Source organism: Maricaulis maris (assembly GCF_003634045.1).
In the GTDB taxonomy this organism is placed as follows: Bacteria; Pseudomonadota; Alphaproteobacteria; order Caulobacterales; family Maricaulaceae; genus Maricaulis; species Maricaulis maris.
The window spans coordinates 406,107-432,159 of record NZ_RBIM01000004.1; the positions used below are offsets into that span (position 1 = coordinate 406,107).

The following is a 26,053-nucleotide window of genomic DNA, read 5'->3' on the forward strand; positions in this document are numbered from 1 at the left end:
CTGCCGGAGTGGTAAGCCCATGTCTGACTTGCGAGAAACTGCCGGCGTCGCGGGGCAGCGCACCTTCATGCAAACCCTGGTCGTCTATGCGACACCGGTCATGATCTCGATGCTGATCCTGGGCTTTGCGTCCGGGCTTCCGCTCTACATGGTTTTCCAGAAGCTGTCCTACTGGCTCCGCGATGCCGGAATTGACCGTTCGACCATTGGTTTTTTCTACTTTGTCACGCTGGCCTACACACTCAAATGGCTGTGGGCCCCGGTCGTTGATCGGGTCAAAATTCCGTTCCTGTCCAAGCGTCTCGGCACCCGCCGGGCCTGGATGGTCACGGCCATTGCCGGAACGGTTATTGCGCTTGGATTCGTGGCGACGACAGACCCGACAGGTGCCTCCTACCGCCGCGATGACACCGGTGTGCGCATCGCCCAGATCGAAGCGGGCGAATACCAGGTCCTTCTGGACTCACTGGCAACGGCCGAGGCGGACCCGGACCGAGATGCCGGTGCCGTCATCGGCCATGTGATCCATCCCGTCGAGCCGGTTGTGGACGAAACCGGCGCCCAGGTCGTGGAGCTACCGGAAGATGAATACCGGCGCTTGTTGTCTCTGGTGCGAGAAGACGAGCACTTCGAGGCCCTCTCCGTGTTCCGGACTCTCGCGACCCTGCTTCCTATCGCGATCGCGGCTTTGTTGCTGGCATATTCCGGCGCGACCCTGGATGTCGCGATTGACGCTTGGCGGATCGAGTCGGCGTCGAATGACATGCAAGCGAACATGGCGGCGGCATACTCCTTTGGCTACCGCATCGCCTACATGACGTCCGGACTGGGTCTGGCGATATCAGAATGGTCCAACTGGCATGTTTCGTTTCTTGTCATGGCCGCCGCGATGGCCATCTCGGCCGGCCTCGTCTTCTTCATGAAGGAACCGAAGGCCGGCGTCGGACGCCGCGCCCTTGAAGGCAGTTTCGGGGTGAAGGTCGTCAATGCCGTGTGGCAGCCCTTCAAGGACTTCTTCGCCCGCCTCGGCTGGTGGATCATCCCGGTGGTCGCGTTGATTTCACTCTATCGGATCAGCGATTTCACCATGGGTGTGATGGCCTCGCCCCTGTATTCGGACCTTGAATTCGACCGCGCTGTTGTTGGTGGCATACAGGCAGGGCCCGGCCTCGCGGCGACGATGTTCGGGCTCTTTGTGGGCGGTGTGACGGCCTTGCGGATCGGCATGATGCGGGCCTTGGTGATCGGGCTGGTCATCACACTTGTGACAAATGGTGCCTATGCCTGGCTGGCCGCCACGGCGCAGCCGGACGAAAGCTGGAAATTGCTGATCGCGATCGTCGGTGACAATCTGGCCGGCGGTTTCGTTACAACCGTCTTCATCGCCTATTTGTCGAGCCTGGTTGATCCGGCTAGCGCCGCCACCCAATACGCGTGGGTGAGCTCCTTCTACGCCCTGTTCGCGAAGTTCCTGTCCGGTTTCTCCGGCGTTTTGGCGGATGCCGTCGGCTGGGTCGTCTTCTTTGTACTCACGGCGGCCTGGACCATTCCGGCGGCCATTCTTCTTGCCGTCGTCATCCGGTTTGGACCGGCCGCTGCCAAAGGCGAACACAAATTCGCGGAACGACAGACCGAATAGAGCTGACGCCTACTCCGCCAGCCCGCTTTCCACATCATGCTTGTCCGGATCATAGGCCGCGAGCGCTGCCAGCGTGGTGATCTCTGACACCGAGGCGCCGAGCCGGGCGATCTGGACCGGTTTTTCGACGCCGACCAGCATAGGCCCGATTACCGTGGCACCGCCGGCCATGCGCAAGAGCTTGGTGGCGATCGAGGCGGAATGGATGGCCGGCATGACCAGCACATTGGCTGGGCCTTTCAGGCGCGAGAACGGGTAGAGGAAACGGTGTGACGGGTCGAGCGCCACATCGACATTCATCTCGCCCTCGTATTCGAAATCCACCCCGCGTTCGTCGAGGATCTGGACGGCCCGACTCAGCTTGTCGGAGCGGTCTCCCGACGGATTGCCGAAGGTCGAATAGGACAGGAAGGCAACGCGGGGCGTGAAGCCAAAACCCTTGGCGGCCGCGGCGGTCTCCATGGCGATGTCGGCGAGCGCCTCCTCGTCGGGGAATTCGGCGATATTGGTGTCGGCGATGAAGAGGGTGCGGTTTTTCACCAGCGCGATCGACATGCCCATCACGCGCTGGCCCTCGGCCGGGTCGAGCACTTGTGAGATATCGGCCAGCGCGGCGCCATAAGCGCGCGTCGTGCCGGTCACCATGCCGTCGGCATCGCCCAGCTTGACCATGCAGGCGGAGAAGACATTGCGGTCATTATTGACCATGCGCTGCACGTCGCGCTTGAGATAACCCTTGCGCTGCAGGCGGCTGTAGAGGAAGTCGGAATAATCCGCATTGCGATCCGACAGCCGCGCATTGACGATCTCGATACAATCTTCCGGCACGCCGACAAGGCGCATATTGGCCCGCGTGATCTCCTCGCGGCCGACCAGGATGGCCTTGCCCAATTCCTGGTTCTGGAAGGCATAGGCGGCGCGGATCACGGACGGTTCCTCGCCTTCCGCAAACACGATGCGGCGGCCATGTCCCATCACCGCACCCTGGATGCGCTGCAAGAGGGCGGCGGTCGGGTCGAGGCGGCGGGCCAGCGAGGCGCGATAGGCGGCCATGTCCGGGATCGGTTTGCGGGCGACGCCGGTATCCATGGCCGCTTGGGCGACATAGGGCGGGACATAGGAAATCAGCCGCGGATCGAAGGGCGAGGGGATGATGTAATTACGGCCAAAGGTCGGGCGGGCGCCGTGATAGGCGGCGGCGACCTCGTCCGGCACATCTTCCTTGGCCAGGGCGGCCAGCGCCTGGGCGGCGGCGATCTTCATCTCTTCATTGATGGTGCGGGCGCGCACATCGAGGGCGCCGCGGAAGATATACGGGAAGCCGAGAACATTATTGACCTGGTTGGGATAGTCCGACCGGCCGGTGGCGACGATGGCGTCCTCGCGCACGGCGCGGGCGTCTTCCGGCGTGATCTCCGGATCCGGATTGGCCATGGCGAAGATGATCGGGTCCTTGGCCATGGTCTTGACCATGTCCTGGGTCAGCGCGCCGGCGACCGACAGGCCGAGGAAACAATCCGCGCCCTCGACCGCTTCGGCCAGCGAGCGCTTGTCGGTTTCGATGGCGTGGGCGGTTTTCCACTGGTTGAGATTGTCGCGCTCGGTGTGAATGATGCCCTTGCTGTCGCACAGGATCGCATTGTCCGGCTGCACGCCCATCGCTTTGAGCAGTTCGAGGACGGCGATCCCGGCCGCGCCGGCGCCATTGACCACCACGGTGAGGTCTTCCATGCGGCGATTGGTCAGTTCGCAGGCATTGATGATGCCGGCGGCCGAGATGATGGCGGTGCCGTGCTGATCGTCATGGAAGACCGGCACGTCGAGCAATTCGCGCAGGCGCTGTTCGACGATGAAGCTTTCCGGCGCCTTGATGTCTTCCAGATTGATGCCGCCGAACGTATTGCCGATCCGTTTGACGCATTCGATGAATTGCTCGGCGTCTTCTTCCTCGACCTCGATGTCGATGGCGTCGATATCGGCGAAGCGCTTGAACAGCACCGCCTTGCCTTCCATCACCGGCTTGGACGCCATGGCGCCCAGATTGCCGAGGCCGAGAATGGCCGTGCCATTCGAGATCACGGCGACCATATTGCCCTTGGAGGTATAGTCGTAGACCTTGTCGGGATCGGCGGCGATCGCCTTGACCGGCACGGCGACGCCCGGGCTGTAGGCCAGTGACAGGTCGCGCTGGGTCGCCATCGGCTTGGTCGGGGACATGGCCAGCTTGCCGGGAACGGGATCCTTGTGGAAGGCGAGGGCTTCCTCGTCCTCGACGTGGCTGGTTCTGTCGTTCATCACCGATGTCCTTGTAACTTCCAAACTCCGGGTAAATTTTTGAAGTCCCGGGCCTTACAGCGCTCTAGCCGCTTCACCCCCTTGCACGCAAGGCGAAACCTCGCCACCGTCTGCGCCGATGAACGCCCTGTCGACCCTCCCCGTGCCGCGCGATCGCACCTTCCCCTCTGCTGAGGGCGCGACGCCGATGATGCAGCAGTTCCTGGCCCTACGGGCGCAGGCGCCAGCGGATGCGCTGTTATTCTACCGCATGGGCGATTTCTACGAGCTCTTTTTCGACGACGCGGTGCGGGCGTCGGCGGCTCTTGACATCGCCCTGACAAAACGCGGCGAACACCAGGGCGAACCGATTGCCATGTGCGGGGTTCCGGCCGCCACCGCCGAGGCCTATCTGGCCCGGCTGATCAAGGCCGGCTTCAAGGTCGCGGTCGGCGAGCAGATGGAAGACCCCAAGGCGGCCAAGGCGCGCGGCGGATCGAAAGCCGTGGTCGAGCGCGCCATCACACGCGTTGTGACACCGGGCACGCTGACCGAGGACAGCCTGCTCGATCCGCGCGTCTCGAACCGGATCGCCGCCCTGGCGCAGCTGGCGACGGGCGAGGCGGCCCTCGCCTGGGCCGATGTCTCGACCGGTGATTTCCGGGTCTCGCCAGTCCATGCCGACCATCTCGCCGCCGAGATCGCCGCGATGAGTCCGGCCGAGCTGCTGGTCGAAGAGCGCGCTTTTGCGGAAGCGGCCCTGCTGGCACCGCGCTCGACGCTGACGCCGTTGCCGCGGCCCAAGTTCGACCCGGCCTCGGCCGAGCGTCAGCTCAAGGACCAGTTCAAGGTCCAGGAGTTGACCGCTTTCGGTGATTTCTCGAAGGCCGAATGCGCGGCGCTGGGGGCCTTGCTGGACTATCTCGCCCTGTCACAGGCTGGGGCGCCGGCCAAGCTGGCCCCGCCGCGCCAGATCCGGGCCGGAGCAAGCCTCGCCATTGATCCGGCCACCCGCGCCAGTCTTGAGATCGAGCGCACCTTGTCAGGATCACGTCAGGGATCCCTGCTCGACGCGATCGACCGCACCGTGACGGCCCCCGGCGCCCGCCGTCTGGCGGAACGCCTGGCCCGGCCGCTGACCGATGTGGCGATGATCGAAGCACGCCTGGATGCGATTGCCTGGTTCGAACGGGGGCGGGCCGAACGCCGTGACCTGCGTGAGAGTCTGTGTCAGGCCGGCGATGCCGAGCGGGCCCTGTCGCGCCTGTTGCTGGGACGCGGGGGGCCGCGGGACCTCAAATCTCTGGCAGCGGCCCTGCAGGAAGGCGAAATCATTGCCTCGCGCCTGCTCGACAAGACACTCGATACGCCGCCGGCCCTGATCGCTGAGGGGCTAACGGCGCTGGTCATGAATGACAAGCCGGACCTCGCCGCCCTGATCGCTGACTTGGAACGCGCGATTGTCGACGAGCCGCCGCTTCTGGCTCGTGACGGCGGTTTTGTCGCTGAGGGCTGGCGGGCAGAACTCGATGAGTTGCGGCAGCTGCGCGATGCCTCGCGCCGGGTCGTGGCCGGCCTGCAGCAGACCTATGCCGAGGCGGTCGGGGTCAGCGCCCTCAAGGTCAAGCACAACAATGTGCTGGGCTATTTCGTCGAAGTGACCGCCAAGCATGGCGACGCCCTGATGGGCGATGAGCGCTTCATCCATCGCCAGACCATGGCCAATGCGGTGCGTTTTTCGACCACGGAGCTGGCCGAGCTGGAAGCCAAGATCGCGTCGGCCGGCGACCGGGCACTGGCGATGGAGATCGAGACTTTCGCGGCCCTGCGCGACCGCGTCGAGGCTCAGGCCGAGCTGATCCGGGCCGCCGCCCGGGCCTTGGCCGAATTCGACGTCTCGGCCGGCCTCGCGGAATGGGCCGAGGACTCAGAGGCCAGCCGGCCGGTGATGTCCGACGACAGCGTGTTTCACATCGAGGGCGGACGCCATCCGGTGGTCGAGCGGGCCTTGGCAAAGGCCGGCGATGGCCGTTTCACGCCGAATGATTGCCATCTCGACGGGGCCGGTGGCGAGGCGGCGCGGCTGACCTTCGTGACCGGCCCCAACATGGCCGGTAAATCCACCTTTTTGCGCCAGAACGCGCTGATCCTGATGCTGGCCCAGGCCGGCTGTTATGTGCCGGCGCGGGCGGCACGGATCGGCATTGCCGACCGGCTCTATTCGCGGGTCGGGGCGGCGGACGACCTAGCGCGTGGGCGCTCGACCTTCATGGCCGAGATGATCGAGACTGCCGCTATTCTCAATCAGGCGACGCCGCGCAGTTTTGTCATTCTCGATGAGATTGGCCGCGGTACCGCGACCTTTGACGGTCTCTCTATCGCTTGGGCGGCAGCCGAGCATCTTCATGCCGTCAATGGCTGCCGCGCCTTGTTCGCGACGCATTATCATGAGCTGACGCGGCTGGCTGATGATCTCGACGCGGCCGGCAATGTCTCGCTCAAGGCACGCGAATGGAAGGGGGAGCTGGTCTTCCTGCACGAAGTTGGCAGTGGCGCGGCGGACCGCTCCTACGGGATCGAGGTCGCCCGCCGCGCCGGCCTGCCGCGCATGGCCGTCAAGCGCGCGCAAGCCATCCTGGAGCGGCTTGAGGCGGATGGCACACCGGCGGCCGCCCTGACCGATCTGCCGCTTTTTGCGCTCGCCGAACCGGAGCCGGAACCCTTCATCTCCGAGGTCGAGATACGCTTGGCACAGATTGATCCGGATGCGCTCAGTCCGCGCGAAGCCCTGGAAGTCCTTTACGCCCTCAAGGCGATGACGAAGAAAACGTGACGTCCCGTCCCGCGGTAAACTAGATTGGTCCCACGATGAAGATGCCCGTTCTGCCTGCTTCGCTGGATGGTCTGCAATTGCGGGCGCAACTGGCGGCTGCCCTGGCCCAGCAAGGCTGGGACTCGCCGGCTGCGCGAGCATCGGCCCTGAGCCATGTTCGCGCCTCGATTGACCGGTTCCGCGGCCAGGCCTTTGCCAGCCTGTCCGGTGCCGGCGGTGGGGCGGTCGCGGCACATCTTCTGTCCGACGGGATGAGCGCGTGCCTGCATGCCTTGTTTGACTCGATGGCCGCCGCAGACCCGGACGGGTCGGCCGGCGTGGCGCTGTGTGCCCAGGGCGGGTTTGGCGCCGGCGAACTGGCACCCTCGTCGGATATTGATCTGATGCTGATCAAGCCGGATGCGCCGAGTGAGCTGACCGACGCCTTCCTGCAGCAATTTCTCTATGCGCTCTGGGACCTCAAGATTGATGTCGGCGGCGGTGCCTGTCGCACAATGGACGAGACCATCGCGCTGACCAGCGAGGATGCGTCCGAGCGCACGGCCCTGTTGTCGCTGCGTCATCTTGCCGGCGAAGAAGCGGCGACCGCGACCCTGGCCCAGCGTTTTCGCGACGAAGTCGTGGCCGGTGACCTGCCGGCTTTCGTCGAGGCCAAGCTGCGCGAGCGAGACGCCCGGATCGAGAAGGCCGGGCGGTCGCGCTACACGGTCGAACCCAATCTGAAATCCGGCAAGGGTGGGCTGCGCGATTTGCAACTGATGCGCTGGCTGGCGCAGTTCCTCTATGGCGCCGACGCTTTCGAGCGCTGGGTCGGCAGCCGCCTGCTCTCGGTCGAGGATGTGTCGAAATACATTCTCGCCGATGATTTTTTGTGGACGGTGCGGTTTCACCTGCACCAGCTGGCCGGCGGCAAGGATGAACGCCTGACCTTTGATGTCCAGCCCGAGATTGCCGCCCGCATGGGCTTTGAGGATGGCGATACCGAGAGCGGCGTCGAACGCTTCATGCGCCGCTATTTCCGCACCGCCATGGATGTCGGCGCCCTGACCCGTCTCGTCTGCGCCAAGCTGGAGGCCGATGCCTGGAAGTCCAAGCCGAAAGGGTTGGCGCGCTTTTTGCCGCCCGGCATGGACGCCGCCGAGGACGCCGATGTCGGTGAATTCATCGTCCGCGAAGGGCGGCTCGACTTTGCCCACGCCACCCAGATCCGCGAAGACCCGATCCGCTTGATGCGCTTTTTCCATGTGGCGGCGTCGCGGCGCCTCGACCTTCATCCCGAGGCCGTGGCCCGGATCGGCCGGACGCTGCATCTGATCGATGATGATTTCCGCCGAGCCCCGCGCGCGGCGCGGGCCTTTTTTGCGGTTTTGCTGGACAGTGCGGCGCCGATGGCGGTGTTGCGGATGATGACCGAGGCCGGGGTGTTGGGGCGTTATCTGCCCGAGTTCGGGGACATTGTCGCGCGCACCCAGTTCAACATGTATCACCGCTATACCGTCGATGAGCACACGCTGCAGGCGCTTGGCCTCCTGCGCGAGATCGAGGACGGGCTGCATCCGCTTGATCACCCGCTGGCGACCAAGCTGGCGCCGCTGATCCAGAATCGCCGGGCCCTGCATCTGGCTGTCCTGTTGCATGATACCGGCAAGGGGGCCGGGGACCAGTGTATCGAAGGCGCCGCGCGGGCGCTGACGGCCTGTGAACGCATGGGTGTGGGTGAGGCCGAGACCGAACTGGTGTCCTGGCTGATCGCCTCGCATCTCCTGATGAGCGATACGGCGCAGCGGCGCGACCTGTCAGATCCGCGCACAGTGGCGGACTTTGCGGCCGCCATTGGCACGGTTGAGCGGCTGCGTCTGCTCACCGTCCTGACAGTTGTTGACATTCGGGCCGTCGGCCCCGGTGTCTGGAATGGCTGGAAAGGCCAGCTCATTCGCGAACTCTACACGGCGACCGAGCAGGTCTTGTCGAGTGATGGCGACAATCTCCAACTGGCGCGCGAAACCCTTGCCGACAAGGCGGAATTGGCCCGCAGCCGGATCCGGCCCCGCCTCGAACGGGTCAATCCGGACTTTGCCGCCTGGTGGACCGCCGAGCTGAATGACGCCTATTGGACGGCCTTTTCGGAAGAAGACCGCTTCCGCCACGCCGCGTTCGTGCGCCATGCCCGCAATGGCGCCCGCCAGACTTCGGCGGCGGTGCGTGTTGACCGGCGTCGGGCGGCCACCGAGGTCATGATCTGGTCGCCGGACCGGGAGCGAGTGTTTGCCGATATCGTCGCCGCCTTCGCCGAGGTTGGCGCTGATGTGGTCGGGGCCACCATCAACACCACGGCGTCGCATCAGGTGTTTGACATCTTCTACATCCAGGATGCCGCCGGCCAGCCCTATGGCCGGCATGATGCCGTACAGCGCCAGGCCCTGGTTGAGTATCTGCGCGAAGTGGCAACCGGTGAGGTCACGGTCAGGCGGCGTCCGGCGGCGCCGCTCAAGCGCCGGGACGCGGCTTTCCGGGTGACACCGAATGTGACGATTTCCAACGAGATCGCCGAGCAGGCGACCGTGATCGAAGCGTCGGGGCGCGACCGGCCGGGCCTGCTGGCCGACCTTGCCGACATCCTCGCCGACGAACACCTCGCCCTTACTTCAGCCCAGATCGATGGTTATGGCGAGCGGGCGACGGACGTGTTCTATGTCACCCATCGCGGCGAAAAACTGGTCGATGCGGCGATTGTCGAGCGTGTGCAAAGCGGGTTGCTGGCGGTCTTTTCCGAAAGCGAAACCGCCTTCGACAAGAAAGCGGCCCAACGCGGTATCGCCCGGGCCCGGGCGAGCGTGTTGCGGTAAAAGGGGTTCAGATGCATCTGCTTCGATCCACGGCCGTTGTCGGCGTTCTGACCATGGCGAGCCGGGTCCTTGGCCTGGTGCGGGAGATGCTGCTGGCGGCGGCTCTGGGGGCGGGCGCTGTTACTGACATATTCCTGACAGCTTTTCAGTTCCCCAATCTTTTCAGACGTATATTTGCGGAAGGTGCGTTCAACTCCGCCTTCATCCCGCTCTATGCCGGCAAGTTGGAGACCGGCGAGGCCGGAGAAGCCATCCAGTTTGCCCGCCAGGTCATGTCTGTCCTGCTGACGGCTATGCTGGTCCTTGTCGTCGCGGCGCAATTGTTGATGCCCTGGTTGATGTATGCGCTGGGGCCCGGCTTCGTCGGACAGCCGGACCAGTATCAGCTGGCGGTGCTGCTGACCCAGATCACCATGCCCTATCTGTTGATGATGTCGTTGAGCGCGATGCTCAGCGGCGTGCTTAACTCGCACGGCCGGTTCGCGGTCGCGGCGGCGGCACCGGTGCTGCTGAACCTGACCCTGATCGGCATTCTCTATTTTTCGCCGGCCGGGGGCGAAGGTCTGGCGTTGCATCTGGCGATCGGGATCAGCCTGTCCGGCATCGCGCAATTGACCTGGTTGTTCGCCGCGTGCCGCGCCACCGGCTTGCGCCTGAGCCTGTGTTTGCCGCGCCTGTCTCCCGGAATTCGGCGCCTGATCGTGCTGGGCGTGCCGGGCGCCCTTGCTGCCGGGGTGACCCAGATCAACATCCTGGTGACCTCATCCATCGCCACCATCGAAGAGGGGGCACGATCCTGGCTCTATTATGCCGACCGGCTTTATCAATTGCCGCTTGGCGTGGTCGGGATTGCCATGGGCGTGGTGTTGTTGCCGACGCTCAGCGGGCGGGTCCGTGCCGGCGCCGTCGAGGCGGCGTCGAATGCGATGAACCGGGCACTGGAGATTTCCATGGCCCTGACCTTGCCCGCGGCGACGGCGCTGGCCGTCATCCCGGTCTTCGTGGCCACCGGCATCTACCAGCGCAGTGAATTCACGCCCGCCGATGCGATCATGGTGAGCCAGGCCTTGGTGCCGTTTGCCATCGGCCTGCCGGCCTTCGTACTGATCAAGGTGCTGTCGCCCGGCTTCTTCGCCCGTGAGGACACGCTGACGCCGATGAAGTTCGCGACAGTCGGCGTGGTTGTGAACCTGGCCGTCGGCCTGGCACTGTTTTTCGGGCCGCTGGGCTTTGCCGGGCTCGCCATGGCGACGGCGCTGGCAGGATGGGTCAACACCATCCTGCTAGCGGTCACCCTGAAACGGCGCGGCCTGCTTGAGCCGGATGCGCGTCTTCTGGGCAAGCTGCCGCGCATTCTCGGTGCCTGCGCGGTCATGGCGGTTTTCCTGCTGGTCGCCGAACACTATGCCGAGCTCTTGCGGGCGATCCTGTTCGATTCAACGCTGCTGACCCTTCTCGTTGTGTGCGGGGCAGGGCTGGGTGTGTACGGGTTGGCGGCGCTCACGACCGGTGCGCTGCGTCCGGCCGAGGTGCGCGCGGCGCTCAAGCGCTCTTGAGGCAATCGCCTGCGCTCGCTAAGAGGCATGTCCCTGTCCGTCTTACCCGCAAGGCCCTCCCATGAGTGACACGCCCACCGATTACAAAGGTCCGCAACGCGTCCTGTCCGGCATGCAGCCGACCGGTCGCCTTCATCTCGGCAATTATCTCGGTGCGCTGAAGAATTGGGTCGCGTTGCAGGAAGACCCGACGCGGGAGTGTTTTTACTTCATTGTCGACATGCATGCGATCACCATGCCGCATGATCCGGCGACCCTGCCGGATACGGTTCGCTCCGCTGCTGCCGCCTATATCGCCGCAGGGGTTGATCCTGAGAAGAGCACGATCTTCGCCCAGTCGGCGGTCCCGGCGCATGCCGAGCTGGCCTGGATTTTCAATTGCGTCGCCCGGCTCGGCTGGCTCGAGCGGATGACGCAGTTCAAGGACAAGGCCGGCAAGGATAAGGAACGGGCCTCGGTCGGGCTGTTCACCTATCCGGTGCTGCAGGCCGCCGACATCCTCGTCTACAAGGCGACCGAAGTGCCGGTCGGCGAGGATCAGAAGCAGCATCTTGAACTGTGCCGGGATATCGCCGCCCGCTTCAATCGTGACTACGGCAAGGGCGAAGCGATCTTCCCGATCACCGAGCCCGTCATTCAAGGCCCGGGCGCCCGCATCATGAGCCTGCGAGACGGGACGTCGAAAATGTCGAAATCGGATGTCTCCGACAATTCCCGCATCAATCTGGAAGACGATGCCGACATGATTGCGCGCAAAATCAAGAAGGCCAAGACCGATCCGGAACCGCTTCCGGCCACGGTCGAGGAGCTTGAGGGGCGGGCGGAAGCGTCCAACCTGGTCGGCATTTACGCAGCGCTCACCAACCAGACCAAGGCTGAGGTGCTCGGTGAGTTCGGCGGCCAGGGGTTCGGCGCTTTCAAGCCGGCGCTGGCGGACGTCGCGGTCGAGTATCTTGCCCCGATCTCTGACGAGTACCGTCGCCTGATCTCCGACAAGGCCGAGATCGACCGCATCCTGGCAAAGGGGGCCGAGCGGGCCCGCGCGGTCGCCCAGCCGGTCGTCGCCGAGACCAAGAAGATCGTCGGTTTCTGGGGGTAGGCTTTTTGCCGCACTCGTATTGTCGCACCTGTTGATCTAGACGGTTCGCATGATATTTGACCGCCTGCGTTCAGCGCTGCTTGCCCTGGTCATTGCCTGGAGCGCCATCTTCCCCTTTGCGGCGGAAGCGATGGAGCGTGTCTCCGGCGATAATGGCTGGCTGTTGTGCGCCGGTCAGGTCCGGTCGTCGATTTCTGACGCGGATGCCGCCAATCTGGCCATCCTGTCTCAGCTTGCCGGGGCCGGTGCGCCGCGCGACGCAACACTGCCAATGTCGTGTGACGACTGCTTGTCGTGCCCGCCGCTGGCCCTGTCGGTGCCGACGCTGTCGCATGCGCCAGTTCCCGCTGCCCGGGCTCAGCCGTCCACCGTGGCCGTTCAAACGGTGCCCTTCGCCGCCGTCCGGACCTTGCGGCCCGAACCACGGGCTCCGCCTCGCATCGATCTCATCTGACACCGTTTGAGATCCACACGCCGGACCACAGGTCCGGCCGCTTTGCGAGACAACCATGAAAATCAAACTTGTAGCGGGCGCGATGGCGTTCGCCCTGACCGCGCCTGCCCTGGCGCATGACCCGGATGCCATCCGCGCCGACGCCCACGCTCCGATCGGGGTGATGGGTGACCACACCCATGCCAAGGGCGAGTGGATGCTGTCCTATCGCTTCATGCGGATGGAAATGGACGGCAATCGGCTGGGCACGGACCCGATTGGCCCGGACACGATTGCCACCCGTATCGGCAATGTGAATGGGCCGCCCGCCATGCTGCGTGTGGTGCCGACATCGATGACGATGAACATGCACATGCTTGGCGTCATGTATGCGCCGAGCGACCGGGTGACGCTGATGGCGATGTTGCCGTGGCTGGAAAACGAGATGAGCCATGTCACCTTCGCCGGCATGATGGGCAGTGACGAACTTGGCCAATTCACGGCACGCAGCTCGGGCTTTGGCGACGTAAAACTGTCTGCCCTGGTCGATATCATCGACGCCGGTCCGACCCGCCTGCATATCCAGGCCGGCCTGTCGCTGCCGACCGGGTCAATCGACGAGGCCGCGCGCGTGCTCACGCCGATGAACACCATGCCGACCCTGACCCTGCCCTATCCCATGCAGCTCGGATCCGGCACGGTAGATCCAATCGTCGGCGCCACGCTGCGACACCAGACGGGTCACTGGAGCTGGGGCGGTCAAGCGAGCGCGGTTTTCCGTATCGACGACAATGATGCCGGCTACCGGCTGGGTGACGAGGCCCAGCTCACCGGCTGGATGGGGTGGTCGCCGGCACCGGCCTGGGCCTTCTTCGGCCGGCTCGAGGGACGTACGCGCGGTACGATCAATGGTTCTGACGCGCGGATTGTGGCACCGGTCCAGACCGCCAATCCGGACTTCCATGGCGGTGAGCGGGTCACCGCGGCCCTAGCGGCAAATTGGGTCGGCCAGAGCGGAGCCCTGCGCGGCCAACGCTTTGCGGCGGAGCTCGCCTCGCCGCTGCACGAGGATCTCAACGGCGTGCAGATGTCCGCAGACTGGACCCTGACGCTTGGATGGCAATACGCTTGGGGCGGCGCGCATTAGCGCCCCCCTCTTTTTCGAGGACATGATGATGAAACACCTTATTCCGGTCTCGCTGTTGGCCGCCGCGCTCCCCGCTTGTGGCGCGTCAGACAATGCCAGCGAAGACACCCACCATGATGCGGGCGATCACCATGCTGGCGACATGCACGCTGGCACTGCCGATATCACCCCCCTGCCGGACGATGGCGTCGTGCCGGTAGTCGAGGTGCGCTCTGCCTGGATGCGCCCGCATCCGCAGGGACGCGACGTCACGGCAGCCTACTTCACCGCGACCCTGTCCGAGGGCCATGCCGATCGGCTGCTATCGGCGCGCATCGACGGCGCCGAGCGTGTCGAGATGCACGGGCACACCATGGATGAGCAGGGGATGATGCGGATGCGCCCGGTACCGCCGCAGGACCTGGTCGATACCGGATCGCTGCGCTTCGCACCGGGTGGGCTTCACCTGATGGTGCACGGCTTGGCCCCGGTCGTGGAGGGTGATCAGGCTCGTGGCGTGCTGGTTTTCGAGCGCTCGGGCGAGGTTCCGGTCGTTTTTGAGGTGCGCAATGCGGCACCGGAGACCCATGCCGGCGAATGACGGTGTGGCAGCCGCATTTGGCTGACGGACCGGCGCGGGCCCGGCAGGGTTAACGAGAGGTTACCGAACCCTCGTTTCCTGCCAGCTCCGCGTCGGGACCGGTGCTGGAACTCGATTTCTCGCCCTCCAGCGGCGTTGTGTAGGTTGCCGGGTCATAGTTTTTGGCGGCCCTCGGCCAGAACAGGCGCATCAGCCAGACACCGAGCGCGATCGCCGGGATCAGCACCAGTCCGATGGCGTTTTCATCGACCAGGAAGAGCTTGACGAAGAAGCCGGCACCGATCAGCGCCAGCCCGCCACCCAGCGCCGTCATGACCGCGAGGAAGGCCATCGACGCACCTTCAACATAGCGGATCGGCCCCGCCTGGTCGTCGAGGCCGACATGCAGCGCCCGCAGGAAATCGCGAAAATCGCGGGCATTGGCCTCCCACTGGCCGATCCCGGCCCAGCGCATCGACCCGAACGCGATCTCGCGGCCGTCGGAGGCACTGACACGGCACACGACCTGACTGTTCTGGCCGGCCATTTCGACCGCCAGTCGCACTTGCCGGACATCGGCCAGCGCCAGGCTGTGTTGCGGGCCGTCCTCCCCGTCGCGCCACGTGATCGCTTGCGAATCCACGGAGAAATTGCGCAGCGGTGTCCCGGCATTGCGGCGGTCGATCAATGTCGCAGTGTCCATAAATTTCCCTTTCGCTGCGGGGGTTAGCATGAATTGCTGGACGTGTCGTGCGGCAGGCGCCAAACTCGCGTCATGCCGCATAGCACGCGCAAGTTTCTCGTCGTCGCGGACGACAGCACCGAGTGCCGAACCGCACTCTATTTTGCCGCCCGCCGGGCCCAGGCGACGGGCGCGCATGTTGCCATTCTTGCCACGCATGAACCGGGTGATTTCAGCCATTGGATCGGCGTTGCGGAAACCGCCAAGCGGGAGGCCGAATCGGCCGCCGAGACCCTGCTGGAGTCGATGGCGGAAGACGCCGAAGCGGTGACCGGCGAGCGTCCGGAACTGTTTCTGCGTGAAGGCGATCGCCGTCAGGTCCTGTCCGAATTGCTCGAAGAAGATCCGCTGATCTCCCTGCTGGTTCTCGCGGCGTCGGCCAATGGCGAGGGTCCCGGCCCGCTGGTGACGGCCTTGGCCCGCGGCAAGGGTCTGTTTTCAGGCCGCGCCGTCCCGGTGACGGTTGTTCCGGGTGATATGGACGAAGCCGAGATCGACGCGCTCGTCTGAAAACCCTAGCACGAGTGTGGTTGAATGGCGGGCGAAAGAGCGCCAAGTGAGCGTCAGGAGGCCCTGCCATGTTCATCCAGACCGAAGCCACGCCGAATCCGAACACGCTGAAATTCCTGCCCGGCCGCGAAATCGCGCCGGACGGCCCGCGCGAGTTTGAAAGCGAAGAGGATGCCGCTGATGCGCCGCTCGCGGCTGACCTCTTTCTGGTCGATGGCGTGTCGGGCGTGTTTTTCGGTGAGGATTTCATCGCCATCACCAAGACCGACGCCTATGAGTGGGATCATATCAAACCCTTCCTGCTCGGCGCGATCATGGACGGGCTGCAATCGGGGCGTCCCCTGCTTGGCGACGCCGTCACCGAGAGCGGCCATGCGGCCTATGCCGGCGAGGATGAGAGCCTGGTCAAGGAAATCATCGAGCTGATCGACACCCGGGTCCGCCCGGCGGTCGCCCAGGATGGCGGCGACATCCTCTTCCATTCCTATATTTCCGACGGCGGCATTGTGCGCTTGAAGATGCGCGGGGCGTGTTCCGGTTGTCCGTCATCCACAATGACGCTGAAATCCGGCATCGAGAATTTGCTCAAGCACTACATTCCGGAAATCCAGGCCGTCGAGGCGGTGGAATAGGGCGTCTGAACGGGACATGGCTGCGGGCACGGTGCCCGGGCTTCGACCTGGCGGCGAATATCGACTAAATGGCTGCCATGATGTGGCTGGCAATCGATACGACCGGTGAAAACTGCACCGTGGCCCTGCGCCTGGATGGCGGGACGACCCAGGTCCTGAGCGACCGTATCGGGCGCGGTCATGCCGAGCGACTGGCGCCGATGGTCGAGCAGATACTTGCCGATACCGGGGCGGCACCGACCGAGATCGCGCGGATCGGCGTGACGATCGGTCCGGGCAGTTTCGCGGGCACACGTGTCGGGGTGGCATTCGCGCGCGGTCTGGCGCTGGCCTGCGGCGCACGCTGCATCGGCATCCCCAATCTCGCGGTCCTGGCACGGCAAGCCGGCCCGCAACCGGCACTCGCAGTCTTGCATGATGCCAAGCGCGGCGAGGTGATCCTTCAACTCTGGACGCAGGGCGAGGCGGGGCCGCCCGAGCGTTGTCCCGTCGCGGATCTGCCGGCCCGCATCGAGGCCCTTGCCGGATCCGGCTGCAAGGTCACGGGTTCGGGCGCTGCGCGATTGCCGGACGGCTTTTCCGATCTCGGCATCACGACGCTCGACCCGGCCGTGCTGCTGGCGATGACGGGTGAGCTGGATCCGTCCGGACACCCGCCCACCCCGTTTTACGCCAGACCGCCTGATGCCAAACTGCCGGGCGGCGTGTTGCCGGCGTGAGCGACAAGGTCGAAACCGTCCAAGCGTCGAGCGCAGCGCGTCTGGCGGATCTGCACGCCCGCTGTTTTGCCGCCGGCTGGTCTGCGGCGGAGATCGCCTCCCTGCTCAACCTGCCCGGATGCATGGCGCTGGCCAGCAGCAAGGGCACCGGCTTCATCGCCATGGCCCTGTTTCGCAGCGCCGCTGACGAAGCCGAATTGCTGACTCTCGCGACAGACCCTGATCATCGGCGCCGAGGCCTGGCAGAACGGGTTCTGGCGGTGGGCGAAGATCGTCTGTCCGACACGGGTATTGCGCGGATATTTCTGGAGGTTTCCACCTGTAATCCGGGTGCGCAAGCCCTGTACCTGGCAGCCGGATACACTGAAATTGCCCGCCGCCCCGCCTATTACCGCGATGGCAGCGATGCGCTCGTCCTTGAAAAATGGCTGCGCAAAGATGGACAGACCGCCCCGTGAGCGCCTATTTCTCGACAGGACCGATAGGGGAATGATCATGCCGGACCGGATCGAGAAACTTTGCATTGCCAAGGGCCTGCGTATGACGGATCAGCGCCGGGTCATTGCCTGCGTGTTGTCGCAGTCAGACGACCATCCCGATGCCGAAGAATTGCACCGTCGCGCGTCCGACGAGGATCCGCGCATCTCGCTGGCAACGGTCTACCGGACGGTCCGCCTGTTCGAGGAGGCCGGCATCATCGAGCGCCATGACTTTCGCGATGGACGGTCCCGTTACGAAGAGGTCGGCGATGAACACCATGATCACCTCATCGACCTGAAATCCGGTGAAGTCATCGAATTCGTCAATGAAGAGATCGAGCGCCTGCAAGAGGCGATTGCCCGCAAGCTGGGCTACAAGCTTGTCGATCACCGGCTCGAACTCTACGGCGTTCCCCTCAAGAGCGCCGAGGACTAAGCGCGCCACCCATCGTCGGGTTTCGAGGAGAGGCCATGTCCGCGCGCACGCCCGGCAAACACGCGATCATTTTCATTTTCGTGACCGTGCTGATCGACATGATCGGCTTTGGTTTGATCATCCCGGTCATGCCGTCGCTTCTGCACGAGCTTACCGGTCTGGATGCCAATGAATCTGCGGTGATGGGCGGCTGGTTGATGGCCAGCTATGCCGGCATGCAGTTTTTCTTCGCGCCGATTGTCGGCGGGCTGTCAGACCGTTTTGGCCGCAAGCCGGTGCTGCTGGCCGCGCTCGCCGGTTTTACCATTGACTATCTGATCATGGGCTTTGCGCCGGTCTTCTGGCTGTTGTTGGCCGGCCGGGTTCTCGCCGGCATTTTCGGCGCCAGCTATTCGACCGCCAATGCTTTCATCGCCGACATCACGCCGCCGGAACAGCGTGCCGGCCGTTTCGGCATGATCGGCGCGGCGTTCGGGATCGGCTTCATTGTCGGGCCGGCGATCGGCGGTTTTCTCGGCGAATGGTTTGGTCCGCGCGCGCCGTTTTTCGCGGCCGCGGCCTTGGCCGGATTGAACCTTGTCTATGGTCTCCTGGTGCTGCCGGAGACACTCAAGCCGGAGAACCGGCGCGGTTTTGACTGGCGGCGGGCGAACCCGTTCGGGTCGATCTATCAGATGCGTCACTATCCGGTTGCCCTGGTGTTGATGGGCGCGGTTTTCCTGATGCTGTTCGGACATGCCGTTTATCCGGCGATCTGGTCCTACTACTCGACCTTCAAATTCGGCTGGAGTGAAGCCGATGTCGGCCTGTCACTGATGGTGGTCGGACTGACCGCCGCCATCGTCCAGGGCGGGCTGACGCGGATTCTTGTTCCCAAGCTCGGCGAGTGGCGGGCCATCATCATTTCGCTCAGCATCGCGGTTGCGGCCTATACGGCCTATGGCCTCGTGACCGAGGGCTGGATGGTCTATGTGGTGATTTGCGTCGCGGCGATCGGCGGTATCGGACAGCCGGCCCTGCAAGGGGTGATGTCGCGCCAGGTGCCGGCCAATGCGCAGGGCGAATTGCAAGGCGCGATGACCAGCCTGCAGAGCCTGTCCATGGTGGTCGGGCCGCTTTTGATGTCGCGGGCGTTCAAGTATTTCTCCGGCGACACCGCGCCGGTCTACCTGCCCGGCGCACCCTTCTATCTCGCCGCGGTCCTGACATTCCTGGCATTGCTGGTCGGGCTGCGGGCCCGCAAGCATGATCCCAAGCCGGACGCTGCAGCGGTGGTCCCGGCGGTCAGTCCGGCCGCGAACGCACCCGTCGGTTCCGGCCCGATGCCACCGGCTGATTAGGCGCACCCCTTGCGGGGCAAGGGGATTTCAAGCATAACCCGCGCCTTCCCGCGACCCGCTGGTCGATAGGGACAGTGTGGACTGTGTGTGGCAAACTGGCAGAATTCATGAGTACGACGCGCAAACGCCTCTTCATCAAGACCTATGGCTGTCAGATGAATGTCTATGATTCCGAACGGATGAAGGACGTTCTGACGCCGCTTGGTTATGAGTCGTCGGACACGCCGGATGGGGCCGACCTTGTCATCCTCAATACCTGCCATATCCGCGAGAAGGCGGCCGAGAAAGTCTATTCCGAGCTGGGCCGCCTGCGTCCGCTGAAGGACGAGAAGGCCGCCTCGGGCGGGATGACAATTGCCGTCGCCGGCTGTGTCGCCCAGGCCGAAGGCGCCGAGATCATGCGCCGCGCCCCGGTTGTCGACCTGGTCGTTGGCCCGCAGACCTATCACAAGCTGCCCGAGCTGATTGCCCAGGCCCACCGTGCCAAGGGCGAGGCGCTGGATACCGAGTTCGAGGTCGAGGACAAGTTCGACAAGCTTGGCAGCGACCGCCAGGTCGAGGGTTATTCGGCCTTTGTGACGGTGCAGGAAGGTTGCGACAAATTCTGCACCTTTTGTGTCGTGCCCTATACGCGCGGCGCGGAATGGTCGCGCCCGGTGGACCAGATCATCGCCGAAATCCGCGCCCTTGCCGCCAAGGGCATTCGTGAAGTCACGCTGCTGGGCCAGAACGTCAACGCGTTTCACGGTGCTCCGCCAAGCGGTCGCGAGGCCGACGGCGCCTGGGGCCTCGGCCAGCTGGTGCGCCATGTTGCGCTGATCGGCGGGATAGAGCGCATCCGCTTCACCACCTCGCATCCGCGCGACATGGATGAGGACCTGATCCAGGCCTTCGCCGATACGCCCAAGCTGATGCCCTATTTCCACCTGCCGGTGCAGTCGGGTTCGGACACGATCCTGAAAGCCATGAACCGTCAGCATGTGGCGGCCGATTATCTCGCCACGATCGCCCGCCTGCGCGAAGTGCGCCCGGACATCGCGATTTCCGGTGACATGATTGTCGGCTTCCCGGGTGAAACCGATGCGGATTTCGAGGCAACGATGGAGCTGGTGCGCCAGGTCAATTACGCCTCCTGCTTCTCGTTCAAATACTCCAAGCGCCCCGGAACGCCGGGTGCGGCGATGTTCAACCAGATTGATGAGGGTGTGAAATCGCAGCGCCTCGCCGCGCTTCAGGCCTTGCTCGACAGCCAGCAGGTTGCCTTCAATGAGAGCATGATCGGCAAGACCCTGCCGGTCCTGTTTGAAAAACCCGGCCGGCTCGACGGCCAGTTGCATGGCCGCAGCCCCTATCTGCAATCCGTGCATGTCGACGGTCCCGCCGAGCTGATCGGCCAGATCGCCGAGGTCGCGATTGAAACCGCCTCCCGCAACGCCCTGTCCGGGCGCCTGGTCGGGACCAAACGGAGTGCCGCGTGACCGCATCGCGTCCCCCGGCTCGCAAGCGAGCCGCCAAACCCCGCAAAGCGGCCTCGGAAAGCCTTTATTTCGAGGATGTTGAACGCCTGCGCGGCATGGCCGGTGCCGGTGACCGCTTTTTCATGCTCATCGAGCAGGATCTGAGCGTTTCGATCAGCGCGCCCGGTCGCGGGCAAGTGGTGATCACGGCCGAGGACAATAGCGCGCGCGACGAGGCCAAGCGGGTGCTCAAGCGCCTCTATGGCAGTCTCGAACACGGATTGACCTGCGACGAGGCGGCGGTGCGTGCCGCCCTGCGCCTGCAGGATGACGAGGCGACGCCGGGTCTCGTCGATGATGGTGTGATCCGCGTGCCGCGCGGTTCCAGCCTGATCGCCCGCACCGAAGGCCAGCGTGCCTATGTGCGGTCCCTGAAAAATGAAAAAGCCTATGACCTGATCTTCGGCGTCGGTCCGGCCGGCACCGGCAAGACCTTGCTGGCCGTGGCCTATGGCGCTTCGATGCTGATCCAGCGCAAGGTCGAGAAGTTGATCATCACCCGGCCGGCGGTCGAGGCGGGCGAAAAGCTCGGCTTCCTGCCCGGTGACCTCAATGAGAAGGTTGATCCCTATCTGCTGCCGGTCTGGGACGCGCTGGCCGATACGCTGGGACGCAGCCAGCTGGAGAAAATGCGCGAGGACGGCCGGATCGAGGTCGCGCCGATCGCCTTCATGCGCGGTCGCACGCTCAACCGGGCCTTTGTGATCGTTGATGAAGCCCAGAACACGTCGCGAGCCCAGATGCAGATGGTGCTGACACGCCTCGGTGAAGGATCGCGCATGGCGGTGACCGGCGACCCCAGCCAGTGCGACCTCAATCCACGTGATCCGTCCGGCCTGCCGCATGCGCTGGATATCCTGGCCAACACCAAAGGTGTTGCCATTACGCGCTTTTCGCGCGTTGATGTGGTGCGCCACGATCTCGTGGCCCGTATTGTCGAAGCCTATGAGGAAGATGCGCGCGGTCGGACAGGCCCCGCGCAACCGCGATGAACGCCGTTGATCTGATTGTCGAAGATGACGCCTGGTCATCGCTGCAGGGCAAGACACGCCTCGCCGAGGAGGCGATCCGTGCTGCCTGTGCCGAATTGCCGGATCGCGCACCGGGTGTGGTCGCTGTCCTGCTCGGCAGTGACGCGGCGATTGCGGCGATGAATGTGCAGTTCCGCGGCAAGGACGGGCCGACCAATGTCCTGTCATTTCCCTCCGGCGAGCATGCCGACAATCATCTCGGCGATATCGCGCTGGCGCACGGCGTTGTGGCCCGCGAAGCGGCAGCGCGCGCCATCGACCCGGCCGATCATCTGCGCCACCTGATCATCCATGGATTCCTGCATCTGCAGGGCTATGATCACCAGGGTGATGACGAGGCCGAACTCATGGAAATGATCGAGCGCCGCGCCCTTGCCCGATTGGGCGTTGCCGACCCCTATGCCAATGAGGATTCGGGTTCCGACCCGCACGCTGAATGACCGATATATCCGCCCCTTCTGACCCTGACAGTCGATCCTGGTTCGCGCGCCTGTTCGGTGGCGCGTCATCTTCCGTTTCCGGTGGCAGCGCGATCGCGTCGGGCCCGGTTCACAATTCCATCGAAGCCGATGCGCTGGACAAGCTGCGTGTGGCTGACGTGATGGTGCCGCGGGCTGATATCGTCGGTGTCGACGTGTCGACGCCGCTGGGGCAGCTGGCCAAGATCTTCGCCGAGGCCGCGCATTCGCGCCTGCCGATCTATCGCGACACGCTCGATGATCCGGTCGGTGTGGTCCACATCAAGGACGTGGTCAGCCATCTGGCGCCGGGTTCGTCGGGCAAGCGCCCGGCTGGCTGGGCCCAGAAACAGGTTCTGCCGTCCATTGGTCGCCCATTATTGTTCGCGCCGCCGTCGATGAAGGCGCTAGACCTTCTGCGCCGCATGCAGGGCCGACGCATGCATTTGGCCCTTGTGGTCGACGAATATGGCGGCACGGACGGGCTGGTGACGCTGGAAGACCTGATCGAGCCGATCGTCGGCGATATCGAAGACGAGCATGACGACGAGGAAACGCCGGCCATCCGCTCGCGTGGCCCCGGTGTCTGGGATGTCGAGGCGCGGGCCGAGATCGACGCCTTTGAAGCGGTGGTCGGCGAGGAGATCGCCGCCGAGGACGAGGACGAGGATGTCGACAGTCTCGGCGGTCTGGTCTTCACCCTGATCGGCCGGGTCCCCGAGCGCGGCGAGGTGATCCGTCACCCGACCGGCTATGAGTTTGAAGTGATCGAGGCAGATACGCGACGGATCAAGCGCATGCGGGTGCGGGCACCGCACAAGCGGCCCAAGCCGGCCGGGCCAGAGGCCACGGACGCCACGGACGCAGGCTGATGCGGCGGCTCCACCTCCTGGTCTGGTGGCCGCGAACCTGGCTGGCAACGCGGTCCGGATGGCGCCCGCGGATCGCGCTTTTCGTGGCCGGCCTGTTCAGTGCACTCGCGGTCGCACCCTTGCACATCGTGCCCGCCCTGATGATCGGGCTGTGGGTCCTGTTCGCGGCACTGGATGGCTCGCGCCGTTTCGACCGACCGCTGCGCAGCGCTTTCCTGCGCGGTTTCCTGTTCGGTTTTGGCTATTTCATCGCCGGCATGGCGTGGATCGTCTATGCCTTCTTGACCCGCGGCAATGGCGTAGAATTCCTGGCCCCGGTCGGGCTGATAGGACTGGCGGCGCTGATGGCCGTTTTCTGGGGGCTCGGCGCGGTGATCCATTGCGCACTGGCGCCGCGCTCCGTCTGGCGGGTTCTGGTGTTCGCGGCGGCCCTCGCCTTTGCCGAATGGGCGCGCGGCCATCTTCTCGGGGGCCTGCCCTGGAACCTGCCCGCCTATGTCTGGCCGGCCGGCGGACTGGTCAGCCAGACGGCGTCCTGGTTCGGCGTCTATGGTCTCAGCCTGCTGACGATTTTCGTGCTCACCGCGCCTGTACTGGCCATTGCGCCGCGGCTGGAACTGGCGCGCAGCTTGCCGGCCTTCGCGGCGCTGGGCCTGTCCATGATCGTACTGGCGACCGGCGCCATCCGGCTCGCCGCCTCGGCGCCTGACGATGTGCCGGGCGTGTCGATCCGCCTCGTCCAGGCCGGCATTCCCCAGGCGCAGAAATGGGCTGCTGGCGGTGCCGAACTGACCCGCGACCGCTATCTCGCGCTGACCGCCCGCCCCGGCATCGAAACGGTGACCCATGTCGTCTGGCCGGAGGGCGCCCTGCCGACCTTCATGCTGGAAGACGGCGCGACGCTGGCGCGGATCGGCGATGTTCTGGACAGCGGGCAGGTCTTGCTCGCGGGCGTCAACCGGCGCGCGTCCGACGGCGGTGAGCTGGGCTATTACAACACGCTGGCGGCCTTGCGTTACCAGTCGGGCACACCGCGCATTGCCGCGCTCTACGATAAGGTGCGGCTGACCCCGTTTGGCGAATTCACACCGCTGTCCGGGCTGATGGCGATGACCGGAATCGAGGCGTTACAGGATCTTGCGCGCTATGAGTTCAGCCCCGGGCCGGGGGCCAATGTACTGGAAATCCCCGGCGCGCCGGACATGCTGCCGCTGATCTGTTACGAGTCGATCTTTCCCGGCTTCGTCCGTTCGGCTGATACGCGGGCCCATTGGCTCTACAATTTGTCCAACGATGCCTGGTTCGGCCCGACCGCAGGTCCGCGTCAGCATTTCAACCAGGCCAGCTATCGCAGTATTGAAAGCGGGCTTCCGATGGTGCGCTCGGCGGCGCTGGGCGTGTCCGGCGTGGTCGATGCGCTCGGCCGGGCGCGTGTCGCAATGGAGCCAAGCGGCGAAGGCGTGCGCGATGTCGCGCTGCCGGGCCGACTTGAGCGCACACCCTATTCCTTTTGGGGTGACACGCCTTTCCTCGCCTTCTGCGTCCTGGTCCTGCTCGGCATGTCCTGGCAGCGTTTCCGGCAGGTCCACGCAGCCGATGATGTGCAGCCGTGAGATGAGTTGATTGGTACGCATCCCTTTGGTTGTGCTAAATTACCGTTCTGATCTGCACTTTGGCCCAATCCCAACGAGGTGACTCAATGCCGAAGGTAAATCCGCGTGGCCCCAATCCGATCGACATCCATGTCGGCTCACGCATCCGGCTACGCCGGCAATTGCTCAAGATGAGCCAGGAAAAGCTGGGCGATGAACTCGGTGTCACCTTCCAGCAGGTTCAGAAGTATGAGCGCGGCGCCAACCGGGTCGGGGCGAGCCGGTTGTACCGGCTGTCCAGCGTGCTGGAAGTGCCGGTCCAGTTCTTTTTCGATGGTCTGGCGGAGCAGTCCGGCGCGACCGGCATGGCCGAGGGCGACCAGACGCCGATCGTCTATGATTTCATCCAGAGTTCGGACGGGGTGTCGCTGGCGGAGTCCTTTTCCCGCATCACGGATGCGAAAGTGCGTCGGCGCGTGCTGGAGCTGGTGCGCACGCTGGCGACTGACGATCCTGCCAAGACGTGATGTGCCGCTGACTTTCCCGGTGCAAGCCCGTCCGGAACCCGCTAAACCCGCCTCCCATGATGACTGAGACGCCTGAAACGCCTGCCTTCCGCCTGTTCGGACGCGCCCAGGGAAAGCCCCTGTCGGCGCGCCAACAGGGCCTGGTCGACAATCTGCTGCCGCGCATCGGACTGCCGGAAGACGGGGTGATCGACCCGGCGGCTCTGATGCCGGATTGCCGGACCCAGGCGCTCGAGATCGGCTTTGGTGGTGGTGAGCACCTGGCCGCCCAGGCGGCGGCCCACCCGGAGACCGGTTTTATCGGCATCGAACCCTTCCTGAACGGGGTCGCCAAGGCATTGACCGCCCTTGACGCGCAGGAATTGACTAATGTCCGCCTGGCCCGGGCCGATGCCCGCGAAGTCCTGCCGCGTTTCGAGAGCGCCTGTCTCGACCGGATTTTCCTTCTCTTTCCGGACCCATGGCACAAGAAGCGGCATGCCAAGCGACGCTTCGTGCAGCCGGAGACGCGCGACCAGTTCGCCCGCCTGCTCAAGCCCGGCGGGCGGCTGCGGATCGCGACCGACGTCAAATCCTATGCCGATCACTGCATGATCGAGCTGACCGGCGACGCACGATTTGTCTGGCAGGCCGAGACCTCTGCAGACTGGACCCGCGCGCCTGACGATCACATCACCACCCGCTACGAGACAAAAAACCTTGGCGACTGCGCGCCGGTCTTCATGGATTTCGTGCGGCGCTGACCGCGCGCCCGTCTTGCCAAGTCGCGCCGTACGGAGTACAAGGCGACTTCTTACAAGTTCGATTGTATC

23 protein-coding genes are annotated in these 26,053 nt (G+C 64.5%); 21 read left to right on the plus strand and 2 right to left on the minus strand.

Annotated elements, in window-relative coordinates:
• Positions 1 to 19 precede the first annotated feature (19 nt).
• Positions 20 to 1,639 carry an MFS transporter gene (locus tag C7435_RS10540; RefSeq protein WP_233350746.1) on the plus strand — a complete coding sequence of 540 codons (1,620 nt, stop codon included), beginning with the start codon at positions 20 to 22 and terminating at the stop codon, positions 1,637 to 1,639.
• A 9-nt stretch (positions 1,640 to 1,648) separates the two neighbouring features.
• Here C7435_RS10540 and C7435_RS10545 read toward each other — a convergent pair whose 3' ends face one another.
• Complete coding sequence (locus C7435_RS10545; protein ID WP_121211339.1) at positions 1,649 to 3,934, minus strand: NADP-dependent malic enzyme; 2,286 nt, start codon at positions 3,932 to 3,934, stop codon at positions 1,649 to 1,651.
• Positions 3,935 to 4,052: 118 nt separating this feature from the next.
• Between C7435_RS10545 and mutS the strand changes: the two genes are divergently transcribed.
• The 7 genes from mutS to C7435_RS10580 all read left to right on the plus strand — a co-directional run bounded on the left by mutS (position 4,053) and on the right by C7435_RS10580 (position 14,407).
• A complete protein-coding gene (mutS, locus tag C7435_RS10550) occupies positions 4,053 to 6,746 on the plus strand; it encodes a DNA mismatch repair protein MutS (RefSeq protein ID WP_121211341.1) in 2,694 nt (897 codons plus the stop codon).
• A 35-nt stretch (positions 6,747 to 6,781) separates the two neighbouring features.
• Positions 6,782 to 9,592 carry a [protein-PII] uridylyltransferase gene (glnD, locus tag C7435_RS10555; protein WP_121211342.1) on the plus strand — a complete coding sequence of 937 codons (2,811 nt, stop codon included), beginning with the start codon at positions 6,782 to 6,784 and terminating at the stop codon, positions 9,590 to 9,592.
• An 11-nt stretch (positions 9,593 to 9,603) separates the two neighbouring features.
• Positions 9,604 to 11,148 carry a murein biosynthesis integral membrane protein MurJ gene (gene murJ, locus C7435_RS10560; protein WP_121211344.1) on the plus strand — a complete coding sequence of 515 codons (1,545 nt, stop codon included), beginning with the start codon at positions 9,604 to 9,606 and terminating at the stop codon, positions 11,146 to 11,148.
• A gap of 61 nt (positions 11,149 to 11,209) precedes the next feature.
• Positions 11,210 to 12,247 (plus strand): tryptophan--tRNA ligase, encoded by a 1,038-nt coding sequence (gene trpS / locus C7435_RS10565; RefSeq protein WP_121211345.1) that lies wholly within the window; start codon positions 11,210 to 11,212, stop codon positions 12,245 to 12,247.
• 49 nt (positions 12,248 to 12,296) lie between these two features.
• Positions 12,297 to 12,701: a hypothetical protein gene (locus C7435_RS10570; protein ID WP_121211347.1), complete on the plus strand. Its 405-nt coding sequence runs from the start codon at positions 12,297 to 12,299 to the stop codon at positions 12,699 to 12,701.
• 55 nt (positions 12,702 to 12,756) lie between these two features.
• A complete protein-coding gene (locus C7435_RS10575; protein WP_121211349.1) occupies positions 12,757 to 13,827 on the plus strand; it encodes a transporter family protein in 1,071 nt (356 codons plus the stop codon).
• Positions 13,828 to 13,855: 28 nt separating this feature from the next.
• Positions 13,856 to 14,407 carry a copper chaperone PCu(A)C gene (locus tag C7435_RS10580; protein ID WP_170150430.1) on the plus strand — a complete coding sequence of 184 codons (552 nt, stop codon included), beginning with the start codon at positions 13,856 to 13,858 and terminating at the stop codon, positions 14,405 to 14,407.
• 49 nt (positions 14,408 to 14,456) lie between these two features.
• On the opposite strand, the gene C7435_RS10585 is transcribed toward C7435_RS10580, so the two are convergent.
• Positions 14,457 to 15,089, minus strand: a complete 633-nt coding sequence (locus tag C7435_RS10585; RefSeq protein ID WP_121211353.1) for a hypothetical protein — start codon at positions 15,087 to 15,089, stop codon at positions 14,457 to 14,459.
• A gap of 72 nt (positions 15,090 to 15,161) precedes the next feature.
• On the opposite strand from C7435_RS10585, the gene C7435_RS10590 reads away from it, so the two are divergent.
• The 13 genes from C7435_RS10590 (at position 15,162) to trmB (ending at position 25,984) form a co-directional block, all read left to right on the plus strand.
• Positions 15,162 to 15,638: a universal stress protein gene (locus C7435_RS10590; protein WP_075190242.1), complete on the plus strand. Its 477-nt coding sequence runs from the start codon at positions 15,162 to 15,164 to the stop codon at positions 15,636 to 15,638.
• A 68-nt stretch (positions 15,639 to 15,706) separates the two neighbouring features.
• A complete protein-coding gene (locus C7435_RS17325; protein WP_075190243.1) occupies positions 15,707 to 16,270 on the plus strand; it encodes a NifU family protein in 564 nt (187 codons plus the stop codon).
• 68 nt (positions 16,271 to 16,338) lie between these two features.
• Positions 16,339 to 16,989, plus strand: coding sequence for a tRNA (adenosine(37)-N6)-threonylcarbamoyltransferase complex dimerization subunit type 1 TsaB (gene tsaB, locus C7435_RS10600; RefSeq protein WP_233350748.1), 651 nt, complete (start codon positions 16,339 to 16,341; stop codon positions 16,987 to 16,989).
• A complete protein-coding gene (locus tag C7435_RS10605) occupies positions 16,986 to 17,447 on the plus strand; it encodes a GNAT family N-acetyltransferase (RefSeq protein WP_121211355.1) in 462 nt (153 codons plus the stop codon). Before tsaB ends, C7435_RS10605 begins: the two co-directional genes overlap by 4 nt.
• Positions 17,448 to 17,484: 37 nt before the next feature.
• Entirely contained in the window at positions 17,485 to 17,904 is a 420-nt protein-coding gene (locus C7435_RS10610; RefSeq protein WP_121211447.1) for a Fur family transcriptional regulator, read from the plus strand.
• A gap of 35 nt (positions 17,905 to 17,939) precedes the next feature.
• On the plus strand, positions 17,940 to 19,244 hold the full coding sequence (locus tag C7435_RS10615; RefSeq protein ID WP_121211356.1) for a TCR/Tet family MFS transporter: 1,305 nt from the start codon (positions 17,940 to 17,942) through the stop codon (positions 19,242 to 19,244).
• 107 nt (positions 19,245 to 19,351) lie between these two features.
• Positions 19,352 to 20,722, plus strand: a complete 1,371-nt coding sequence (miaB, locus tag C7435_RS10620; RefSeq protein WP_121211359.1) for a tRNA (N6-isopentenyl adenosine(37)-C2)-methylthiotransferase MiaB — start codon at positions 19,352 to 19,354, stop codon at positions 20,720 to 20,722.
• A complete protein-coding gene (locus C7435_RS10625; RefSeq protein WP_121211361.1) occupies positions 20,719 to 21,753 on the plus strand; it encodes a PhoH family protein in 1,035 nt (344 codons plus the stop codon). Before miaB ends, C7435_RS10625 begins: the two co-directional genes overlap by 4 nt.
• On the plus strand, positions 21,750 to 22,232 hold the full coding sequence (gene ybeY / locus C7435_RS10630) for an rRNA maturation RNase YbeY (protein ID WP_075190247.1): 483 nt from the start codon (positions 21,750 to 21,752) through the stop codon (positions 22,230 to 22,232). The genes C7435_RS10625 and ybeY overlap by 4 nt, the downstream gene beginning before the upstream one ends.
• Positions 22,229 to 23,122 carry a CBS domain-containing protein gene (locus C7435_RS10635; RefSeq protein ID WP_121211362.1) on the plus strand — a complete coding sequence of 298 codons (894 nt, stop codon included), beginning with the start codon at positions 22,229 to 22,231 and terminating at the stop codon, positions 23,120 to 23,122. Before ybeY ends, C7435_RS10635 begins: the two co-directional genes overlap by 4 nt.
• Positions 23,122 to 24,735 (plus strand): apolipoprotein N-acyltransferase, encoded by a 1,614-nt coding sequence (gene lnt / locus C7435_RS10640; protein ID WP_121211364.1) that lies wholly within the window; start codon positions 23,122 to 23,124, stop codon positions 24,733 to 24,735. Before C7435_RS10635 ends, lnt begins: the two co-directional genes overlap by 1 nt.
• An 86-nt stretch (positions 24,736 to 24,821) precedes the next feature.
• The gene (locus tag C7435_RS10645) at positions 24,822 to 25,241 is read left to right on the plus strand and encodes a helix-turn-helix domain-containing protein (protein ID WP_121211366.1); all 420 of its coding nucleotides are present in this window, start codon (positions 24,822 to 24,824) and stop codon (positions 25,239 to 25,241) included.
• 59 nt (positions 25,242 to 25,300) lie between these two features.
• A complete protein-coding gene (gene trmB, locus C7435_RS10650) occupies positions 25,301 to 25,984 on the plus strand; it encodes a tRNA (guanosine(46)-N7)-methyltransferase TrmB (protein WP_233350749.1) in 684 nt (227 codons plus the stop codon).
• The last annotated feature ends 69 nt before the right edge of the window (positions 25,985 to 26,053 follow it).

Excerpts from the sequence above, each read along its gene's own strand:
- C7435_RS10590 (WP_075190242.1), top strand. The coding sequence starts at position 15,162 with ATGCCGCATAGCACGCGCAAGTTTCTCGTCGTCGCGGACGACAGCACC.
- murJ (WP_121211344.1), top strand. The coding sequence starts at position 9,604 with ATGCATCTGCTTCGATCCACGGCCGTTGTCGGCGTTCTGACCATGGCG.
- trpS (WP_121211345.1), top strand. The coding sequence starts at position 11,210 with ATGAGTGACACGCCCACCGATTACAAAGGTCCGCAACGCGTCCTGTCC.
- C7435_RS17325 (WP_075190243.1), top strand. The coding sequence starts at position 15,707 with ATGTTCATCCAGACCGAAGCCACGCCGAATCCGAACACGCTGAAATTC.
- ybeY (WP_075190247.1), top strand. The coding sequence starts at position 21,750 with ATGAACGCCGTTGATCTGATTGTCGAAGATGACGCCTGGTCATCGCTG.
- C7435_RS10545 (WP_121211339.1), bottom strand. The coding sequence starts at position 3,934 with ATGAACGACAGAACCAGCCACGTCGAGGACGAGGAAGCCCTCGCCTTC.
- C7435_RS10635 (WP_121211362.1), top strand. The coding sequence starts at position 22,229 with ATGACCGATATATCCGCCCCTTCTGACCCTGACAGTCGATCCTGGTTC.
- C7435_RS10570 (WP_121211347.1), top strand. The coding sequence starts at position 12,297 with ATGATATTTGACCGCCTGCGTTCAGCGCTGCTTGCCCTGGTCATTGCC.
- glnD (WP_121211342.1), top strand. The coding sequence starts at position 6,782 with ATGAAGATGCCCGTTCTGCCTGCTTCGCTGGATGGTCTGCAATTGCGG.
- C7435_RS10645 (WP_121211366.1), top strand. The coding sequence starts at position 24,822 with ATGCCGAAGGTAAATCCGCGTGGCCCCAATCCGATCGACATCCATGTC.
- C7435_RS10575 (WP_121211349.1), top strand. The coding sequence starts at position 12,757 with ATGAAAATCAAACTTGTAGCGGGCGCGATGGCGTTCGCCCTGACCGCG.
- C7435_RS10540 (WP_233350746.1), top strand. The coding sequence starts at position 20 with ATGTCTGACTTGCGAGAAACTGCCGGCGTCGCGGGGCAGCGCACCTTC.
- lnt (WP_121211364.1), top strand. The coding sequence starts at position 23,122 with ATGCGGCGGCTCCACCTCCTGGTCTGGTGGCCGCGAACCTGGCTGGCA.
- C7435_RS10580 (WP_170150430.1), top strand. The coding sequence starts at position 13,856 with ATGAAACACCTTATTCCGGTCTCGCTGTTGGCCGCCGCGCTCCCCGCT.
- C7435_RS10615 (WP_121211356.1), top strand. The coding sequence starts at position 17,940 with ATGTCCGCGCGCACGCCCGGCAAACACGCGATCATTTTCATTTTCGTG.
- tsaB (WP_233350748.1), top strand. The coding sequence starts at position 16,339 with ATGGCTGCCATGATGTGGCTGGCAATCGATACGACCGGTGAAAACTGC.
- C7435_RS10610 (WP_121211447.1), top strand. The coding sequence starts at position 17,485 with ATGCCGGACCGGATCGAGAAACTTTGCATTGCCAAGGGCCTGCGTATG.
- mutS (WP_121211341.1), top strand. The coding sequence starts at position 4,053 with ATGAACGCCCTGTCGACCCTCCCCGTGCCGCGCGATCGCACCTTCCCC.
- trmB (WP_233350749.1), top strand. The coding sequence starts at position 25,301 with ATGACTGAGACGCCTGAAACGCCTGCCTTCCGCCTGTTCGGACGCGCC.
- miaB (WP_121211359.1), top strand. The coding sequence starts at position 19,352 with ATGAGTACGACGCGCAAACGCCTCTTCATCAAGACCTATGGCTGTCAG.
- C7435_RS10585 (WP_121211353.1), bottom strand. The coding sequence starts at position 15,089 with ATGGACACTGCGACATTGATCGACCGCCGCAATGCCGGGACACCGCTG.